Raw genomic sequence first — 15,310 nt, forward strand, 5'->3', positions numbered from 1 at the left:
TTCAACTACAATTCTTTAAGGTGTTTGTAGTTAGATTTAATCGTATCCAAAACTTCCTGCATTTTACCCCCAAGCATTAATTTAGACATTGACTTTGCCATTCCTACCATTTGATCAAAATCAACCTTAGGAGGCATAGCTAGCGCATTTGGATTCGTAAAAACATTTAATAGAATTGGACCAGGATGCGATAAAGCAAACTCAACAGCATTCCTAACCTCTTCAGGTTTATGTACATTCATACCTTTAAAACCCATCGCTTCCGCTATAGCGGCGAAATCAGGATTTACCATATTGGTTTCGTTATCAGGAAGTCCGGCAACTTCCATCTCTAATTTGACCATACCAAGAGCTCGATTATTAAAAACAAATATTTTTACAGGCAGTTGATATTGATTAATAGTAGCTAAATCACCAAGCAACATCGACAATCCACCATCACCACATAATGCAATAACTTGCTGTTCTGGATGAGACAAAGCAGCTCCAATTGCCATTGGCATGGCATTGGCCATAGATCCATGGTTGAAAGAACCGAGCATCTGCCGTTTACCAGTCCCTGAAATAAAGCGCGCCCCCCAGACACAGGTCATCCCCGTGTCCACCGTAAATATAGCACTGTCCGTAGCCAGTTCATTAATACAGTGTGCCAAATATTCTGGCTGAATTGTATCCTCCCCCCCTTTTTCTTGCATAAAACTACGCATATTGTCCTTTACTTTCTCATAGATCTTCAGCTGAGCTTCAAGGAAACTTGCATCTTCTTTTTGTTCCAGCAACGGAAGAAGTGCTTGTAAAGTATGTTTGATATCCCCGCACAATCCCATTTCCAATTTTGCGCGTCGTCCTAATCGTTCAACAGCAGTATCGATTTGAATAATCTTATTATTAGTAGGCATAAACTTATCATAAGGGAAATCCGTACCTAATAATAAAATCAAATCTGACTCATGCATACTTTGATAGGCTGCGGCTTGCCCTAGCAAACCAGTCATTCCTATTTCGTAAGGATTATCATGTTGAATCCCCATTTTACCTCTAAAAGAATACCCTACTGGGGCCAAAATCTTTTGAGATAATTGTACAATTTCAGGATGAGCCCCAGATGCTCCAATTCCGCAAAAAACGGTAACACATTTACTCGCGTTAATAACTTTTGCAAGAGCGTCTAATTCACTATCAGAAGGCCGAATGACAGGATTTACATAAAATAATTGGGTAGACACCGAAGAATCTTCAGCTTTCATTTCTGATACATCCCCTGGCAAACCGATGACAGCAACTCCTTTCTGTCCTATTGCATGCTGTATGGCAGTCTGAATAATTCGAGGAGCCTGTTCCGCAGTAGTTATTAATTGGTTGTAGCAACTGCAGTCATCAAAAAGCTTTACAGTATTTGTCTCTTGAAAATACCCCATCCCCATCTCCGAGGTATTGATTGTAGAAGCAATTACAATCATAGGAACGTGTGAACGATGAGCATCATACATGCCATTTATGAGATGAACGTGACCAGGCCCGCAACTACCTGCGCAACATGCTATTCCATCCAGTTCCGCTTCAGCAGCTGCTGCGTAAGCCCCAACTTCTTCATGACGCACATGAATCCATTTAAGTCGGCCATCTTTACGTATTGCTTCATTAAAAAAATTAAGACTATCTCCAGTAACCGCGTAAACACGTTTTACACCTGCTTCCACAAGCATTTCAACCAACTGATCTGCTACAATCTTTGCCATATTAAATTATTTAAGTTAAGGGGAAATCAACACCCCCTATACTAAATAACAATGAAAAATAGAATCAGTTTTAAAATATTCTGTTAATAAAGGCTATAATAGCCTACCCGATAATAATAAGCCCGCAACGGTAAAATAAATAATCAATCCGGATACATCAACCAAAGTTGCGACAAAAGGTGCTGAAGCAGTTGCCGGATCTAAACCGAATCTGCGTAGTACAAATGGGATAACCGAACCGGATAATGTACCCCAAAGCACAACAAAAAGTAAAGATAAAGAAACACTTAGTGCAATATAAACCCAGTAAATACCATAATCATATATCCCCAGTTCTTGCCAAAGTAAAATTCTAAGAAAACCAATAGTACCCAATATACCTCCCAAAATCAGACCAGATGAAATCTCACGTTTCATGACATACCACCAGTCCTTAAGTTTTATTTCTCCCAAAGCCATGGCTCGAATAATTAATGATGCAGCTTGCGATCCAGAATTTCCGCCACTAGAAATAATTAATGGAACAAATAAAGCAAGAACTACAGCCTTTTCAATTTCTCCGTCAAAGTAAGCCATCGCTGAAGCTGTTAGCATTTCACTTAAAAACAAAATAATCAACCAACCAGCTCTTTTTTGAATCAATTTAAGTAGCGGAGTTTTTGTATAAGCGACATCAAGTTCATCCATCCCGCCAAAACGTTGGATATCTTCCGTATCTCGATCTTTTATCTGATCCAATACATCATCAAATGTCACAATACCGACCAATACACCATTATCCGTCGTGATCGGAAGCGCACTTCGATCGTATTTCTGGAAAATCTCAAATGCCTCCTCCATAGGAGTTGCGGCTCTGATAGCAACAAAATTATGATCAATCAGTTCTGAAATTTCAGTATCTGTATCGGCTAATAACAACTCACCTATTTTTAAATCATCAATAAGCACATTCTTTTCATCGACAACATATATAAAATTTAAGGTTTCAGCCTTCTTTCCAAAAAGCTTAATATGCTTAAAAACATGTTCAACAGTAAAATATGGTCTAACTTGGACATACATCGGGGTCATGAGATGTGCAATACTATTTTCATCATAGCCAATCAGCTTCAACGCTAACTGTTTTTCACGTTCATTTAACAAATTAATTAAGTACTTAATCAAATCATCAGGTAAATCAGAAAATAGCTGATTCCTAATATCAGGCTTTAAGTTGTTAAGTAATTCTGTCAGTTCCGATTCTGAGAGGGATTTTGCTAGGCGATATTGAACATCCTTTTCTAAAAAAGAAAATATCTCGAGTTGCAAGTCAAAATCATAATGATTAAATTGCTCATACAAAGCCTCTTTGTCTAATTTACTTAGATTTTCAGCAATATCTGCGGGATGTACTTTTATTTTTTTACTCATAAATAATTACTTTTTTAATCACCGCTAAAATCTAGAAGCTAAATTGCTAAAGTATTTTGTAAATATCTCAAAATTGAAGTTGACCAGGATTAAGCTCAATGGGATCTTTTCCTTGTTGAAATAATCGTGCAGACAGTACACCTTTCAATTCAATTTGACCATGCTCAACATGTAACCAGCTACCCTCTCGTAAACCCAACACAGCCTGACTGTTGAATTGATGAAATTCTTGGATTCTTGTCTCTCTCGTTTCACCTTTATGTGTAGAGTTAGGATCTGGATCAAGATAATGTGGGTTGAGATTAAAAGGTAAAAACTGTAATGCTTCAAAACTTGGGGGATAAACGATCGGCATATCGTTAGTTGTACCAATTGTCAAGCCCGTTAAATTAGATCCAGCTGAAGTACCCACATAACGTAAACCAGAAGCAACAGCCGATTTAATTGCACTAACAAGATCCAATTCATACAAAGTCTTGAGCAAAAGAAAAGTATTTCCTCCCCCTATAAAAATTGCTTTTGCTTTTTTTATTGCATCCTTTTGATCAGAAAAAGTGTGTAGACCTTTTACCCGAATTCCTTTATCTTTTAAAGCTTTCTGAACATTAGCTGTATATTCATCATAAGAAATACCAGATGGCCTTGCGTAAGGTACAAATATCAATTCATCGGTCTGAATAAAGTCAACCAAATCATTTTTTATATAGGTCAAAAAAGAACTTCCATGGATCGTACTTGTACTGATAACAAGCAATCTAAAATTATTATTCATATCTATCTTACCACTCAAAATTCATTCAAATTTAAAATTTATTATGTTATTTCATCATTAAAAAAGCTAGTGTGAAAATGATTTTAAAAACCTTTACTTTCACACTAGCAACTATCACATGTCAAATGCAATAAATCTCAATTAAGGATGTTAAACCAACCACAAACTACTCTGCTGATTTATCTGAAGTTATTTTTATTTTTTTATCAAGTAAGCGCTTTTCTTCTTTCAATGCCTTATTCAATAAAAACTCTATTTGCCCGTTCACACTCCTAAATTCGTCGGCAGACCATTTTTCCAATGCCTTATATACATCACTATCAATCCGGAGCATGAAATTCTTTTTTTCCGCCATATTATTTATGAATAAAACTATTGATACAGGGTTCCCGTATTTAACACAGGAGATGCCGCCTTTTCCCCGCAGAGTACCACCATCAAATTACTAACCATTGCTGCCTTTTTATCATTATCCAGCTCAACTATATCTTTTTCAGACAATCTTTGCAAAGCCATTTCTACCATACCAACTGCACCTTCAACAATTTTAGCACGAGCGGCAACAATCGCAGTTGCCTGCTGCCTTTGTAACATTGCTCCGGCAATTTCAGAAGCATACGCTAAATGACTGATCCGCGCCTCTTTTATAATAATACCAGCTGGAGCCAAACGATCTAATAATTCTTTTTCTAAGATATGATTAACAGTATCTCCACCTTCACGCAAAGTAATTGTTGCTTGATTATTAGGATCTATTTCCAAATTATCATAAGGAAAACTACCTGCCAAATGTCGCACAGCCGCTTCGCTTTGTGTGCGGACATATGAAGTATAATTTGTCACATCATAAGTAGCCTTATAAGTATCACCAACTTGCCAAACTATAACAGCGCCTATTTCAATAGGATTACCCATTTTATCATTTACTTTTAAAGTTTGTCCCTGTAAATTATCCGATCGTAGACTAACATTTAAAGTAGAGTACAAAGGATTAACAAAAAATAACCCATTTTCTTTTACTGTACCAATATAACTTCCAAAGAAATTCAACACACGTGAATGATTTGGATTAATGATCATCAGACCCTTTAACAAGAACAGTGTGGTTAAAATAAATAAAATCCCCACCGCAATATACCAGGAAGAAGCTTCTGCTTGAAAGAAACATACGATTCCAAGTACAAAAAGAACAATAGCAATTAAAAGAGCTAAATAACCAGAAAGAGGTTTAATTAATTTTTCCATATTTTTTTAAGTTTTGATATTAGTTTGATATCAAATATATAGCATTTAGATTTCATTTCAAAATAAAATATGCCAGATCAAAAAGGATTCTTTATATTCGGCATAAATGTTTATTATCAAGATGTTTAAACAATCATTCTTACCCATTCAAAATAACGATATTGAAGTATTAATATTGGGTTCTTTACCCGGAGACAGGTCCCTTCAAGCCCAAGAATATTATGCACATCCTCAGAATCGATTCTGGAAATTAATCCAACGGATTTTTAATATAACTGACTTTCATTCTTATTCAGAAAAATTAAATATACTGCTAGAAAATAGGATCGGTCTATGGGATGTGTGCGCACAAGCAAAAAGAAAAGGCAGTATGGATCTCGATATCCTTGAGGAAATTCCAAATGACCTCACTACATTCTTTTCCCAGCACCCACACCTCCATACCATCATATTTAATGGACAAAAAGCACGTAAAGTATTTGATAAACACTTTAAAAAAGCGGATCAATACCAGTATTACACACTACCCAGCACAAGTCCTGCAAATGCTCAATACTCTTTAGAAAAATTACTTCTTGAATGGCAAGTCATATTTAAAAAAGATTAACAAATATTTACTACAATAAAAGCTTAAAATTCATAACGAATCATTATTTTTGCAGCAACATGTCAGATTTAAAATATAACCAAAGAGGTGTATCCGCAGGTAAAGAGGATGTACACAATGCTATTAAGAACATCGATAAAGGATTGTATCCAAAAGCTTTTTGTAAAATCATTCCTGATATTCTAGGTGGTGATGAACAGTGGTGTAATATTATGCACGCTGATGGTGCAGGTACGAAATCTTCCTTGGCCTATGTTTACTGGAAAGAAACAGGTGATATATCTGTTTGGCGCGGTATTGCACAAGATGCAATCATCATGAATCTTGATGACTTACTTTGTGTAGGCGCTACCGATAACATTTTATTATCATCTACTATTGGTCGTAATAAGAATGTCATTCCAGGAGAAGTTCTTGCAGAAATTATTAATGGAACAGAAGAAATTCTAGCAGAGCTCCGTGAGATGGGTATCGGTATCTATTCAACAGGTGGTGAAACTGCAGATGTGGGCGATTTAGTACGTACTATTATTGTAGATAGTACGGTAACTTGTCGCATGAAACGTGAAGACATCATTTCTAATCACAACATAAAACCAGGCAATGTAATTGTTGGTTTATCCTCTTCAGGAAAAGCTAACTATGAGACCGAATATAACGGAGGAATGGGATCCAATGGATTAACTTCAGCACGTCATGATGTCTTTAATAAAAATATTGCAGCAAAATATGCAGAAAGTTTTGACCCTGCTGTTCCATATGACTTAGTTTTTTCAGGCAGTCAAAATTTAACCGATAAAATCACAGTTGAAACTGGTGAAGAAATTACAGCAGGAAAACTAGTTCTTTCTCCAACACGTACATATGCGCCGGTAATCAAAAAAATATTAGATCTTTACCGTTCTCAAATTGACGGAATGGTACATTGTTCAGGTGGTGCACAAACGAAAGTATTACACTTTGTTGATGCAGTACACGTTATCAAAGACAACCTCTTCCCTATCCCTCCATTGTTTGATTTGATTCAAAAAGAATCAAATACGGATTGGAAAGAAATGTACAAAGTATTCAACATGGGACACCGCATGGAACTTTATGTACCTGAAGAAATTGCATCAGAAATTATTGCAATCTCCGAATCTTATGGTATTCCCGCTCAAATTATTGGTCGCGTAGAAGCTGCTGCTACAAAACAAGTAACAGTTAAATCTCCTTACGGCGAGTTTATTTACGAATAACTAAAACGTCATTAGACTTGGTATTTTATCAAGTCTAATGACTCCTAATAACCATGAAAGATAAACTAATTGTGGGTTGGAAAGAATCATTAGATTTACCGGAACTTGGTATTTTTAATATTGAAGCAAAAGTAGATACAGGTGCGGGATCATCTGTTTTACATTGTGAATCTTATGAAATCAAAATAATTGAAAATCAAAAGTGGATTATTTGCCATATTATCGTTAATTTTAAAACAAGAGAACTTCGCATATTCAAATTTCCTGTTTATCGAGAAAAAATTGTAAAAAGTTCATTCGGTCAAAAAGAAAAGCGTTATTACATATTAACAAAAGCCAAATTATATAATCAGTTTTTCGAAATTAAATTATCTTTTAGAAACCGTTCTTCCATGCGATATCCTATGTTACTAGGAAAAAGTTTCCTATCAAAAAGGTTTATCGTGGACGTGTCAAGATCTAACTTATCTCAAAAATCTGTTGGATAAAAAGAATATTCATAGACAATTGTTTATGAACCAACATTACAATTAAATCATTCTAATCATAGCAAAGTGAAAATCGCTGTATTATCAACAGTTAAAAGCTTATACTCGACACGTCGATTAGTAGAAGCTGCAGAAAAACGTGGACATGAATGCGTTGTCATCGATCATAGCAAATGCTATGTAGGAATTCAACAAGGCAAACCTAGCATCCACTATAAAGGTCAAGATATTTCAGATATTGATGCAATAATTCCTCGAATTGGTGCTTCGGTTACTTTCTATGGTTCGGCCATTGTGAGGCAATTTGAGGTAATGGACGTAATTTCAGCCAATCCAAGTCAAGCAATCACACGATCACGAGACAAACTTCGTTGTATGCAAATTTTATCTGGTGCAGGAATCGGTCTTCCCATTACTGGATTTGCCCGTACTGCATCTGATGTTGACGACCTGATTAGTATGGTCGGTGGTGCACCTTTAGTTATTAAATTACTCGAAGGAACACAAGGAATTGGTGTAGTATTAGCTGAAACGAAGAAAGCTGCCTCCTCAGTTATAGAAGCTTTCTATGGATTAGGAAATAATATCTTAATACAAGAATATATCAAAGAAGCGAAAGGAACAGATATACGTGCATTTGTTGTCGGAGGAAAAGTGGTCGGTGCAATGAAAAGAACAGCCAAAGAAGGAGAGTTTAGATCTAACATCCACCGTGGTGGAACAGCAGAAATTATCAGACTTACAAAAAATGAACGTGAGACTGCCATTGCAGCTGCGGCTTCCATGGGATTAACAGTTTGTGGTGTTGATATGATGCCATCAGACAGAGGTCCTCTCGTACTCGAAGTAAACTCATCTCCTGGATTAGAAGGAATAGAAAAAGCAACAAAAAAAGATATTGCTGGAGAAATTATCATGTATCTCGAAAAACAGTTTGAATTAAAGAAAGCTGCCAAACCAGAGATTCGTAAAAAGAAGAAAAAGCAAAGCGATTTATAAAAATTAAGGTTCCTCTAAAAAAGGAACCTTTTTTGTTTATATGAACTTCATATAATGATATGAAAAATCATCTGTTTAGAATACATGATAGAAAAGCCCCTAATTTCATTACCTGATTTTGACAATACTAAAACGAATAAATAGGATTATACGGTTACATTTGCCGATTATATTTTAAGATGCTATGAAGTTATTTCGCTACGGACCACTAAATGAAGAAAAAACAGGAATTTTAATCAATGAAGTTCACTATGACACTTCCGATTTTGGAGAAGATTATGACAATAAATTTCTCGCTAATGGTGGGCTCGAAAGATTAGAAGAGTTTGTGATAAATAACCGTACAAGCTTAAAGCCAATTCCTTCCGAAAGTCGTATCGGAACACCAATTGCAAATCCAACTAAAATTGTATGCGTAGGACTTAATTATTCTGACCATGCAAAAGAAACTGGATTAGCTCAAGAACAAGAGCCAATATTATTTTTAAAAGCTATTTCAGCATTAAATGGCCCCTTTGATAACATTATAATTCCAAAAAACTCATACCATACAGACTGGGAGACAGAACTTGCTGTTGTGATCGGAAAAAAGGGCACACATATTTCGACAGCGGAATCATCAGATTATATCGCTGGATATGTTATGATGAATGATGTAACAGAGCGTCATTTTATGAAACATAGAGGTGGTACCTGGGATAAAGGAAAGGGCTATAATACTTTTGCTCCTTTAGGCCCCTATTTTGTAACAAAAGACGAAATTGAAGACGATGGGAATTTAAGAATTTGGTTAAAACTCAACGGTAAATTAATGCAGGAAGGAAATACAAAAAATTTCATTACTCCTGTTAAAGAATTAATTTCCTATATTTCGGATTTCTTTGGATTATTCCCCGGAGATATTATTTCAACCGGCTCACCTGCTGGCACAGGTATAGGACATGTACCGCAACGATTTTTAGTAGAGGGTGATGAAATTGAATATGGAATAGAAGGTTTAGGTGTTGCTAAGAACACACTGATTAACTTCCAGAAAGAATCCAGTTAAAATCATTAAAAAAAGCACTTAAAAAATTAAGTGCTTTTTTTAATCTGCTCTAGTAGATTATTTATAATTAATTATTCCACCAGCCAATTTCTTCTCAGATTTATGTGCAGGTTTGCCATAAACTTCAATAACGCCACCCGCACGCGTTTTAGCAACAATAGAATCTTTTGCATATACCTCTGCTTGACCACCGCCATTGACCGTAACATTGGTTACATCTGTTATCAATTCTTTACCTTCATATTTACCGCCAAAATTAGACACAACATCTTGTGTGATACTTTTTCCAATAAGTGAAATTGTAGAACCTGAAGTAGGCTTAACATCTACCTTTTTAGCCTCCACATAAACAACCACTAAACCACCCTCTGCCGCGGAAACATTTAATTGATCGGCTACTATTTTCTCTTTTTCTCTATTAACGATCTTCGCTCCCTTTTTGGCAGATAAACTATTCAAAGATTGATAGTATACCTTAACACTGATATTATTTCCTTGAAGCGCATTTAAAGTATTCATTTTAATACGTAATGCACCGTTTTTGTTGATAACTTGGATATTCTCAGAATTAGCCCCTTCAGTCACAACCTCATTGGAATTGCCATGAATTAATTCAACCTGAATTTTATCTGTAACATCTACCGAATTAAACGTACCCACGTTCTGCTTTGTCTGAGCAATTCCTAATTGCGCAATAAAAAATAAAATAGCACCTAATCCTAATTTTTTCATATCAATATATTCTATTCGTATAACTATTCTGCAAAATATGCACCATTCCTGACTTTAAGATAAAATTTAGCAGATTTTAACAAAAATAAATAAACAACACAGCCCCAACAAAAAAGCGTACGAAGTGAAATTACCTCATACGCTTTTTAGTACTACTTAAATGTAGACTCAATCGATATTATAACTTGCTATTAACATCAATTGCATTCAATTCTTGGAAAGCTTGTTTCAAACGTGTAACGAAAGCTTCTTCTCCCTTACGTAACCAAACGCGGGGATCGTAGTATTTTTTATTTGGAGAATCAGCTCCTTCAGGATTACCGATTTGACCTTGTAAATAATCATGGTTTTTAGCTTCATACTCACGAACACCATCCCACATAGCCCATTGCATATCTGTATCGATGTTCATTTTGATTGCACCATATGAAATTGCTTCTGCAATCTCTTCAGGAGTTGAGCCCGAACCACCGTGGAAAACAAAATTAACAGGTTTATCAGCAGTTAAATTAAATTTCTCGCGAATGAATTCTTGTGAGTTATATAAAATAACAGGTTGTAATTTTACATTTCCTGGCTTATATACCCCGTGTACATTACCAAAAGCTGCTGCTACAGTAAATTTATCAGACACCTTTGATAATTCTTCATAAGCATAAGCTACCTCTTCCGGTTGTGTATATAATTTTGAACTATCAACATCAGAATTATCTACACCATCTTCTTCACCACCTGTTACACCCAATTCGATTTCAACAGTCATTCCAAGCGGCTTCATACGTGCTAAGTATTTTGCCGAAATCTCAATATTTTCTTCAATTGGCTCTTCAGACAAATCTAACATATGAGAAGAGAATAATGGTTTACCATGTTGTGCGAAAAACTTCTCACCAGCATCTAATAAACCGTCGATCCAAGGTAATAATTTCTTAGCAGCATGGTCGGTATGCAAAATAACTGCAACACCATAGTGCTCTGCTAATAAATGAACGTGTTGAGCAGCAGCTACAGCACCTAGAATACATGCCTTTAATCCATCATTATTTAACGTTTTACCAGCATAAAATTGTGCTCCACCATTTGACAATTGAATAATCACTGGTGAGTTAACCGCTTTTGCAGTTTCCATTACAGCATTAATCGAGTTTGTACCAGTTACGTTAACAGCTGGTAATGCGAATTTGTGCGTTTTTGCTAATTCAAACAATTCTTGTACTTGATCTCCCGTCAATACACCTTTAAAATCTTTTAGGCTCATATTATAATTTGCTTTTGTTATTTATAATCTCACTATTTATGGACTAAGTTAAAAAAAAAATATTGTTCTACATAATTTATAAAGTGTACTTCTTACACTAACATAATGATCCATGCTCACTAAATAAAGAAGTTTACCCAATAGCATCTATAATTTAATATTCACCTATACGATATTGGATATCAATTACAATTTCTCTAAGTTTGAATTAAAATATAGAACAAATATGTTACACGTATACGGAATCAAAAACTGCAACACAGTGAAAAAAGCGATCAATTGGTTAGAAGAACATCAATTGCCTTATACATTTCACGACTATAAAAAGGAAGGCATCTCTGAAAATAAACTCGAGGAATGGGAAAAAGAAATCAGTTGGGAAAAACTGCTGAATAAAAAAGGAACCACATGGAAAAAACTTGATGTAGAAGAACAAGCGACCGTTACAGATGCACACACCGCTAACCAAGTTCTGATCAAAAACACAAGTATGATTAAAAGACCTGTAATTGAAGGAGGAAAGCAAATTTTGCTCGGTTTCGATGAACTAGAATACGCTTCCTCTCTAAAATAATCGTTACAATCCGACTATTTCTTCGAAAAAATTTAACAATACATCTTTTCATACTATATTTAGGCAGAACAATCCCTACAATTAAGTATGAAAAGATTACCCTTATTGTCAATAAGTATTCTGTCCTTATCATTATCAACTCCAAGTTTTGCTCAACAAAAAAGCAATTATAGTTATACTGAAGCATTTGCTCCTTTATTTTTTAATAATAATGGTGATGAATTTCGCTCAGCAAGTGGAAAACCAGGACCAGCTTACTGGCAAAACAATGCTGACTATAAAATTACAGCAACATTAGACGATCGAAAAAATACAATTGCTGGAAATGTTGAAATAAATTATAGCAATAATAGTCCAGATCAGCTGGACTATGTATGGCTTCAGTTAGACCAAAATATGTTCTCCAAAGAAGGTCGAGGTCAAGCCATATCTCCATTAACAAAAAGTAGATATGGTGATGCTAACGCGAGTTTTGATGGTGGCTATACGATATCTTCTGTCACCGATCTAACTGGTAAACCGGTTGATTACATCATCACAGATACCCGCATGCAAATTAGGCTAACTCAAGCCTTAGCAGCAAAAGGTGGTAAAACAGGATTTAAAATACAATATTCATACACAATACCAGAGTATGGTGCCGATAGAACGGGAATACTAAAAGCCGCCAAAGGTAATGTTTTTGCCATCGCACAATGGTTCCCTAGAGTATGCGTTTACGACAACATTCGAGGATGGAATACAATACCTTATACGGGGCCTGGCGAATTTTATCGTGAATTTGGTAATTATCAGGTACAGATAACGGCTCCCGCGAATCACATTGTAGTTTTGGGGGGAGAACTTCAGAACCCACAAGAAGTATTTACGGCAGAACAGTTTAAACGCTATGAAAATGCCAAAAATAGTGACCAGACAGTCATCATACGTTCTGCACAAGAGGTCACTCAAGCAAACTCAAGACCAAATAAGAAAAGCCTAACGTGGAAATACATTTTAAATAATGCGCAAGATATTGCATGGGCTTCTTCCTCTTCTTTTATATTGGATGCAGCGAGAATTAATTTGGTCAATGGAAAAAAATCACTTGCTATTTCTGCTTACCCAGAAGAAAGTAATGGTAATAATGCCTGGGAACGTTCTACCGAGTATACCAAAGCGGCCATTGAACATTACTCCAACAAATGGTTTGATTATCCCTATCCTGTAGCTGTCAACGTAGCTTCCAATGTTGGAGGTATGGAATACCCTGCATTATCTTTTTGTGGCAATAAAGCACGTGCTGGATCCTTATGGGGAGTAACAAATCATGAATTTGGCCATAACTGGTTTCCAATGATTGTATCGAGCAACGAAAGAGAATTTGGCTGGATGGATGAAGGATTCAACTCTTTCATAAATGAAATTGCAACCGAAAGTTTCAATAACGGTGAATATTTTAAACAAGTTGGAGATCCAAACAGTCAAGCAGTCCGATTTACAGATCCTCGCTTAGAACCGATAATGAATACACCACAAAGCATGGATGAACGCAATATTGGTATATTGCTTTACTATAAACCTGCTTATGGTCTCAAATTATTAAGAAATGAAATTATTGGCGCAGAACGTTTTGATTATGCATTCAAAAAATACATTTCTGATTGGGCCTATAAACATCCGACACCAGAAGATTTTTTCCGTTCAATGGAAAATGGGACAGGGGAAAATTTAAATTGGTTTTGGCGCGGTTGGTTTCTAAACAACTGGCGTCTTGATCAGGCAATCAATAAAGTAACATACATAAAAAATGACCCTAAATTAGGTTCCGTTATTACGGTTCAAAATTTAGAAAAACTTCCTATGCCTGTAGTGGTTGAAGCCACAACAGTATCAGGAAAGAAAATTCGAAAAAAATTACCCGTAGAAGTTTGGGAAAGAAACCAATCTTTTGACTTCAAAATAGATTCAAAAGAACCTTTAATATCAGTTCAATTAGATCCTGATAAAGTTTTTCCAGATCATGTTCCGGAAAACAATATCTGGACAGCAAAATAAAAAACAGAAAATCTCATATACAATCATATATGAGATTTTTTTATTAAAATAATTTCTTTTAAATACATTACTACTTATATTTATGTATTTTTGGTTATATAAAAAGGAAAAATGAAAACAGCATTCATACATAGTTTAAGCATATTGACACTTCTGGGAATTTCCAGTATCTTCAGCAATCTCAAAGCGCAGGAAAAAATAAAAGGAATTGCCATGGAATTGGTCAGTAGTCAAAAAATTGAAGGAGTTTCTATCAAAAATACCCGTACAAATAAAATTGTGCAAACAGATCAAGAAGGCAATTTTATTATTGATGCTCAATTGAATGATTATTTAGCGATAGAGGCTACCGGATATGAAAAAGACACTGTTTTTGTCTATGATTATGGTGTTAAAAGAGTCTATCTAAATAGATTAAATTCAGTAATTGAACTAAATGAAGTCTATATTGAAAGAATGACAGATAGTAGATTAATTGCAGAAATCAATGCAACAAAAATCGCAGGAAAATACTCTGATGTTGGTCAACAACGTGGCGGTATCCGTCTCTCTCCTTCTCGACTATTTAGTAAAGAAGGAAAAAGAGCACGTCAAAACTACAAACTTTTAGTAGAGGAGCAACATAAAAGAGCTATCGATCGTAAATTCACAGATGACTTAATCCAATCCGTAACGCCTCTAAAAAATCCAGATTTGGCACTTTTCAAAGAGCAATACAGACCGACTTACAAATTCATTGAGCAAGCCTCAGCAGAAGATGTTAAGCTGTATATTATAGATGCCTACAAAAAATACAACACGAAAAAAGGAAAATAGTAAATTCAACTTTATTATAAGTTCAAAATAGCTTTAAACCAAAATATTTCACATATAAGGTTTAAAGCTTTTTCATTTTTAAAGCCTTTATACGAACATTGAATCATTAACGCGCAGATTCTTTACCATTCTGTGTTCAAACTCCCCATACTTTATTTAAAAATTTCTTTCTTTTATTTTGAACAAGTTTAAATAAGTTAGGCTATGTAAAAATACTTTACAACAGCTTTATAAACATTAATTATCATTATATCAAGAACAGAAACAAAAAAAACTTCCTCTTTTTTCATATAATAAACTATATTTGACTTTGAAAAGACAATCAATAAACATTAAAAAACAACCCA

15 protein-coding genes are annotated in these 15,310 nt (G+C 35.1%); 8 read left to right on the forward strand and 7 right to left on the reverse strand.

Annotated features, from left to right (window positions below; translation table 11 throughout):
• Positions 1-5: 5 nt before the first annotated feature.
• The 5 genes from FHR29_RS12480 to FHR29_RS12500 form a co-directional block, all read right to left on the reverse strand.
• The gene (locus FHR29_RS12480) at positions 6-1,739 is read right to left on the reverse strand and encodes a thiamine pyrophosphate-dependent enzyme (protein ID WP_183915004.1); all 1,734 of its coding nucleotides are present in this window, start codon (positions 1,737-1,739) and stop codon (positions 6-8) included.
• Positions 1,740-1,832: 93 nt separating this feature from the next.
• On the reverse strand, positions 1,833-3,149 hold the full coding sequence (gene mgtE, locus FHR29_RS12485) for a magnesium transporter (RefSeq protein ID WP_183915005.1): 1,317 nt from the start codon (positions 3,147-3,149) through the stop codon (positions 1,833-1,835).
• 67 nt (positions 3,150-3,216) lie between these two features.
• Positions 3,217-3,921: a dipeptidase PepE gene (gene pepE, locus FHR29_RS12490; RefSeq protein ID WP_183915007.1), complete on the reverse strand. Its 705-nt coding sequence runs from the start codon at positions 3,919-3,921 to the stop codon at positions 3,217-3,219.
• A gap of 166 nt (positions 3,922-4,087) precedes the next feature.
• A complete protein-coding gene (locus FHR29_RS12495) occupies positions 4,088-4,276 on the reverse strand; it encodes an Arc family DNA binding domain-containing protein (RefSeq protein ID WP_183915009.1) in 189 nt (62 codons plus the stop codon).
• 17 nt (positions 4,277-4,293) lie between these two features.
• On the reverse strand, positions 4,294-5,166 hold the full coding sequence (locus FHR29_RS12500; RefSeq protein ID WP_021192269.1) for an SPFH domain-containing protein: 873 nt from the start codon (positions 5,164-5,166) through the stop codon (positions 4,294-4,296).
• A 121-nt stretch (positions 5,167-5,287) separates the two neighbouring features.
• On the opposite strand from FHR29_RS12500, the gene FHR29_RS12505 reads away from it, so the two are divergent.
• The 5 genes from FHR29_RS12505 (at position 5,288) to FHR29_RS12525 (ending at position 9,546) form a co-directional block, all read left to right on the forward strand.
• Positions 5,288-5,773 carry a DNA-deoxyinosine glycosylase gene (locus tag FHR29_RS12505; RefSeq protein ID WP_183915011.1) on the forward strand — a complete coding sequence of 162 codons (486 nt, stop codon included), beginning with the start codon at positions 5,288-5,290 and terminating at the stop codon, positions 5,771-5,773.
• Between the two features lie 59 nt (positions 5,774-5,832).
• Positions 5,833-7,011, forward strand: coding sequence for an AIR synthase related protein (locus FHR29_RS12510; RefSeq protein WP_183915013.1), 1,179 nt, complete (start codon positions 5,833-5,835; stop codon positions 7,009-7,011).
• A 53-nt stretch (positions 7,012-7,064) separates the two neighbouring features.
• A complete protein-coding gene (locus tag FHR29_RS12515; RefSeq protein ID WP_021192272.1) occupies positions 7,065-7,499 on the forward strand; it encodes a RimK/LysX family protein in 435 nt (144 codons plus the stop codon).
• 66 nt (positions 7,500-7,565) lie between these two features.
• On the forward strand, positions 7,566-8,498 hold the full coding sequence (gene rimK / locus FHR29_RS12520) for a 30S ribosomal protein S6--L-glutamate ligase (RefSeq protein ID WP_021192273.1): 933 nt from the start codon (positions 7,566-7,568) through the stop codon (positions 8,496-8,498).
• 184 nt (positions 8,499-8,682) lie between these two features.
• A complete protein-coding gene (locus FHR29_RS12525) occupies positions 8,683-9,546 on the forward strand; it encodes a fumarylacetoacetate hydrolase family protein (protein WP_183915015.1) in 864 nt (287 codons plus the stop codon).
• Positions 9,547-9,603: 57 nt separating this feature from the next.
• Here FHR29_RS12525 and FHR29_RS12530 read toward each other — a convergent pair whose 3' ends face one another.
• Together FHR29_RS12530 and fbaA are read right to left on the reverse strand one after the other, a co-directional pair.
• On the reverse strand, positions 9,604-10,278 hold the full coding sequence (locus FHR29_RS12530; protein WP_132772856.1) for a head GIN domain-containing protein: 675 nt from the start codon (positions 10,276-10,278) through the stop codon (positions 9,604-9,606).
• A gap of 178 nt (positions 10,279-10,456) precedes the next feature.
• Positions 10,457-11,536 (reverse strand): class II fructose-bisphosphate aldolase, encoded by a 1,080-nt coding sequence (gene fbaA, locus FHR29_RS12535; protein ID WP_183915017.1) that lies wholly within the window; start codon positions 11,534-11,536, stop codon positions 10,457-10,459.
• A 226-nt stretch (positions 11,537-11,762) separates the two neighbouring features.
• On the opposite strand from fbaA, the gene FHR29_RS12540 reads away from it, so the two are divergent.
• From FHR29_RS12540 to FHR29_RS12550, 3 genes are all read left to right on the forward strand, one after another.
• Entirely contained in the window at positions 11,763-12,110 is a 348-nt protein-coding gene (locus FHR29_RS12540) for an ArsC family reductase (protein ID WP_021192277.1), read from the forward strand.
• Between the two features lie 87 nt (positions 12,111-12,197).
• Positions 12,198-14,147, forward strand: a complete 1,950-nt coding sequence (locus FHR29_RS12545) for a M1 family metallopeptidase (protein WP_183915019.1) — start codon at positions 12,198-12,200, stop codon at positions 14,145-14,147.
• 111 nt (positions 14,148-14,258) lie between these two features.
• On the forward strand, positions 14,259-14,963 hold the full coding sequence (locus FHR29_RS12550; protein ID WP_183915021.1) for a hypothetical protein: 705 nt from the start codon (positions 14,259-14,261) through the stop codon (positions 14,961-14,963).
• Positions 14,964-15,310: the final 347 nt, after the last annotated feature.

It is taken from the genome of Sphingobacterium sp. JUb56, from assembly GCF_014191365.1.
Classification (GTDB): domain Bacteria; phylum Bacteroidota; class Bacteroidia; order Sphingobacteriales; family Sphingobacteriaceae; genus Sphingobacterium; species Sphingobacterium anhuiense.

What these genes read in the sequence shown, in the direction of transcription:
- FHR29_RS12525 (WP_183915015.1), top strand. Translation starts at nt 8,683, where the DNA reads ATGAAGTTATTTCGCTACGGACCACTAAATGAAGAAAAAACAGGAATT.
- mgtE (WP_183915005.1), bottom strand. Translation starts at nt 3,149, where the DNA reads ATGAGTAAAAAAATAAAAGTACATCCCGCAGATATTGCTGAAAATCTA.
- FHR29_RS12495 (WP_183915009.1), bottom strand. Translation starts at nt 4,276, where the DNA reads ATGGCGGAAAAAAAGAATTTCATGCTCCGGATTGATAGTGATGTATAT.
- FHR29_RS12505 (WP_183915011.1), top strand. Translation starts at nt 5,288, where the DNA reads ATGTTTAAACAATCATTCTTACCCATTCAAAATAACGATATTGAAGTA.
- FHR29_RS12550 (WP_183915021.1), top strand. Translation starts at nt 14,259, where the DNA reads ATGAAAACAGCATTCATACATAGTTTAAGCATATTGACACTTCTGGGA.
- FHR29_RS12540 (WP_021192277.1), top strand. Translation starts at nt 11,763, where the DNA reads ATGTTACACGTATACGGAATCAAAAACTGCAACACAGTGAAAAAAGCG.
- FHR29_RS12545 (WP_183915019.1), top strand. Translation starts at nt 12,198, where the DNA reads ATGAAAAGATTACCCTTATTGTCAATAAGTATTCTGTCCTTATCATTA.
- pepE (WP_183915007.1), bottom strand. Translation starts at nt 3,921, where the DNA reads ATGAATAATAATTTTAGATTGCTTGTTATCAGTACAAGTACGATCCAT.
- fbaA (WP_183915017.1), bottom strand. Translation starts at nt 11,536, where the DNA reads ATGAGCCTAAAAGATTTTAAAGGTGTATTGACGGGAGATCAAGTACAA.
- FHR29_RS12480 (WP_183915004.1), bottom strand. Translation starts at nt 1,739, where the DNA reads ATGGCAAAGATTGTAGCAGATCAGTTGGTTGAAATGCTTGTGGAAGCA.
- FHR29_RS12510 (WP_183915013.1), top strand. Translation starts at nt 5,833, where the DNA reads ATGTCAGATTTAAAATATAACCAAAGAGGTGTATCCGCAGGTAAAGAG.
- FHR29_RS12530 (WP_132772856.1), bottom strand. Translation starts at nt 10,278, where the DNA reads ATGAAAAAATTAGGATTAGGTGCTATTTTATTTTTTATTGCGCAATTA.
- FHR29_RS12500 (WP_021192269.1), bottom strand. Translation starts at nt 5,166, where the DNA reads ATGGAAAAATTAATTAAACCTCTTTCTGGTTATTTAGCTCTTTTAATT.
- FHR29_RS12515 (WP_021192272.1), top strand. Translation starts at nt 7,065, where the DNA reads ATGAAAGATAAACTAATTGTGGGTTGGAAAGAATCATTAGATTTACCG.